This is a genomic window from Mucilaginibacter sp., assembly GCF_036383575.1.
Lineage (GTDB): Bacteria > Bacteroidota > Bacteroidia > Sphingobacteriales > Sphingobacteriaceae > Mucilaginibacter.
Genome location: NZ_DASVOB010000891.1, coordinates 1 through 3,326 on the forward strand (window position 1 = coordinate 1; position 3,326 = coordinate 3,326).

Here is a 3,326-nt window from a genome sequence, read left to right on the forward strand (position 1 = left end):
GTCTATGGTAAAACCCAAACCGGTTGAATCAGCAGAAGCGACTGAAAATAAAAAGGAAGAACCCTCTGCCGAAACTTCACAACCAACAGTTGAAGAGGTAGACCCGACAACTGAAGTTCCCGCTCCAAAACTTGGATTCAAGCCGCGATTTAATGCAGCCACAATGAAGCCCAAACCCGCTGAAAGTGACGAACCGGTAGTAGAGAAAAAAGAAGAAACACCAACTGAAGAGCCTCAGGCACCGGTTACAGAAGCACCTACACCCAAATTAGGTTTTAAGCCGCGCTTTAATGCGAAGGCTCCTTCTAAGAAATCAGAAGGGGAAGAGTAGGTCAATAGCTTTTCCAATCAAACTAAAAACTTATGTCATTGCGAGCGTAGCGCGGCAATCTCGTAGCCCATGCGGTTCGCCATGCAAGTTGACTATTCAGGCGACGAGATTGCCACGTCGCTCCTCCGCGCAAACCTATACCGCTCCTCGCAATGACATGGTTATATTACCTCCCCTACTTACTATGTGAAAACAGCCAATGCAATAAATCAGGCTCATTAAAAGCATTATCCCAGCTGTTATGCCCTACTCCGGGATATAAGGTAAACCTTGGGTGCCCTCCTGCTTCCTTAATGGCATCAACCATTACCTGCGAATGATCGGCTGGTACTACGGGGTCATTATTGCCATGGAAGATCCAGAGCGGAACTTTTTTGGCGTATTTTTTTGCATTCAGGGTATTATCGCCACCGCAAATGGCGAAAGCTGCCGCAAATACCTTCGGCTCGCGACCGATGATCTCAAATGTGCCCATACCGCCCATACTTAAACCACCTACGTAAACCCGGTGCTTATCAACAAAAGGTTTATCTAAAAACTGTTCAACAAGCCCCATCAGCATGATCATAGCCATGGTTGGCGGTGCATCTTCCTGGAAAATAAATTTGCGCTTATTTGTTGCCGAATCGGTCAGCTGCTTTACATTGCTCCAGTAGCTTTTTGCCGGGCACTGCGGAAAAACTACAATGGCCTCATAAATTTCGCGTACACTGTCCTGCAATAGCCTTTGAGCGCCATAAGCCAGCTGCGATTCATTATTGTTTCCGCGTTCCCCTGAACCGTGCAGCACAAATAACAAAGGATACTTTTGCCCCGGATTAAAATGTTTTGGGAATAATATACGGTATGGCAGCGTATCCACTTTAAAGATAAAGCTGCCCCTGTCAAACGAGGTCAAATTTTGGGCCCTGGCTAAAAAAGAGAATGCTAAGAGCAAGCTTAGCATTCCTGTGATTCGTATTATTTTGATCATGGGTTAAAATGCTTCTCTGTTTTACAACCGCGTGAATATCGCTGTTGCATCAAGACAAATTTAACCTCTTTAACGGCCTTTTGTTTATTTTTTTATGCCGATTTAATTTTTTGCGATTGCCGGGCTTTCAAAACCAAGCTTTTTCAAGCCTCCCTGCACTTCAGGACAACTCATAAAAAGTTTCCATAATAGGCCGGTACGATAATTTTCAATCATCACAATGATCGGTCCCTGGTCTATAGCTAAATAAGAGTTGGCATACCAGTTATGCGATTCGCTGAAAGCATCGGTAAAACCATATTCACCCCAGATCTTATCACCCAGATCATAATAGAAATGGCGCAATGCCTTCATCGAATATTCCGGTGTATAAGGAAATGCCGATAATGCTGCCGTTGGTGAAATTACCCCAAGGTCGTTAGTTGGCGAATGGGCATTGTATCCTTCAAAGTTATCGCTGGCAGTTAATCCCCAGCAATTTTCACCATAGCCTTTAAATTTCTTAGGATTATCAACACAGTAAGCATGATTGATCAGCGTATGGTTTTTGTTTTGCTCCCAGTAATCGGCATAGTCGTCCTTTAATCCTTTGGGGTTAAGGCCAAGGAATGAGTATTGTGAAAAGAACAGCGGACCTCCATAATCAAAACCAAGCGGTAATTTGAATCCATAAAAAGTTCTTCCGTTTTTAAAGAAATCGCTTTGTGCCCAGCCGCGGTGATATACATCGGCGCTAACCGGGTAACGTTGTGCTGATGCCGCCAGTACGTAAGTTATCAAACACTCATTAAAGCCGTGAATCGGAAAATTCATAGCCCAGCCATTGTTCGGGCTCCAGTGCCAGTACAAGGCGTCGCGGCCATCGCGGGTGTACCAGCTCCACTCCATTTCGCCCCACATCCAATTAATTACATCACGGATGCGACGCTCTTTAGGATCATCGGCATTAAAATACTGCCTCGCACAAAGCAAACCCTGGAATAAATAAGCAGATTCAACGATATCACCGCCATCGTCCTTACGGCCAAAGCGGATCACTTTACCGGTTTCGCCATTTAACCAATGCGGGAAAGCACCGTGAAAAGCATCGGCTTTGTATAAAAAGTTAACGATCTTCACCATACGGTCAACCGCCTGCTCATGGGAAACCCATTTGCGACTGTCGGCCACAATAAGCGACATAATGCCGAAACCAGAACCGCCGGTAGTTACCACCTCATTTCCGTAGTCAAAAGAAGTATTGCTGCGTTCGCGGGCCAGGCCACTAACCGGGTGTCCAAAATCCCAAAAATAGCGGAATGTTTGGCGCTGCACCACGTCAAGCAGGACGCTATCTGTAAGGTTTTTGATAATGCCAACGGGTTTAATGCCATCTTCTGCTTTTTTCGCTGATTTTTGAGCAAAGCAGCAAATGGCGGCCAACATAAATACCGGGGTAATAAATAGTTTTTTCATAAAGCTATTTGCGTTTTGATATGAAAAACAGGGTTTTCATTAAAAAAGAGAGGTTGCCCGTTAAACTCAACAAAGCAACCTCATGATCAATCAACTGTGTGTATTTTATTGGTTAATTAATAACCGGGGTTTTGTGTTAAAGCACCACCGCTCAAATCTATTTCTGTTTGAGGTACAGGCCAAACTTCATTTTTACCTGCTTTCCAACCGCGTGAGCCGAAAACCGCGGTACCCTTGCCCTGGCGGATCACGTCAAAATAACGTTCAAATTCCATAGCCAACTCAAATCTTCTTTCGTTGTATATAGCAGTGCGTAATGTAGCCTGGTCTGTAGTAATAACTTTGGGTAAAATAGCATTATTACCGGCACGAGCGCGGGCACGAACCTGCTCTAACGGAATTAGCGCAGCTGCAGAACTACCAAGTTCATTATTAGCTTCAGCGTTCATCAGCAATACATCGGCGTAGCGCAAAACGATCTTATTTTGCTGGCAGCCTTCATTAAAACCTGATACATACTGGCTGAAAGGCACATATGATTTTTGATTGTACATAGGGTTATCGCCT

General features: G+C 44.6%; 4 protein-coding genes. 1 reads left to right on the top strand and 3 read right to left on the bottom strand.

What is annotated here, in order from left to right; all coding sequences use genetic code 11:
- A partial coding sequence (locus VF500_RS31300; protein ID WP_330863416.1) for a hypothetical protein occupies window positions 1-331 on the top strand: 331 nt, incomplete at its 5' end.
- A gap of 175 nt (window positions 332-506) precedes the next feature.
- Here VF500_RS31300 and VF500_RS31305 read toward each other — a convergent pair.
- The 3 genes from VF500_RS31305 to VF500_RS31315 all read right to left on the bottom strand — a co-directional run.
- On the bottom strand, window positions 507-1,304 hold the full coding sequence (locus VF500_RS31305; RefSeq protein WP_330863417.1) for a prolyl oligopeptidase family serine peptidase: 798 nt from the start codon (window positions 1,302-1,304) through the stop codon (window positions 507-509).
- Window positions 1,305-1,406: 102 nt separating this feature from the next.
- Window positions 1,407-2,759 carry a glucoamylase family protein gene (locus VF500_RS31310; RefSeq protein WP_330863418.1) on the bottom strand — a complete coding sequence of 451 codons (1,353 nt, stop codon included), beginning with the start codon at window positions 2,757-2,759 and terminating at the stop codon, window positions 1,407-1,409.
- Between the two features lie 116 nt (window positions 2,760-2,875).
- Window positions 2,876-3,326 (bottom strand): RagB/SusD family nutrient uptake outer membrane protein (locus tag VF500_RS31315; protein ID WP_330863419.1); only part of this gene is annotated, 451 nt, incomplete at its 5' end.

What these genes read in the sequence shown, in the direction of transcription:
- VF500_RS31305 (WP_330863417.1), bottom strand. Translation starts at nt 1,304, where the DNA reads ATGATCAAAATAATACGAATCACAGGAATGCTAAGCTTGCTCTTAGCA.
- VF500_RS31310 (WP_330863418.1), bottom strand. Translation starts at nt 2,759, where the DNA reads ATGAAAAAACTATTTATTACCCCGGTATTTATGTTGGCCGCCATTTGC.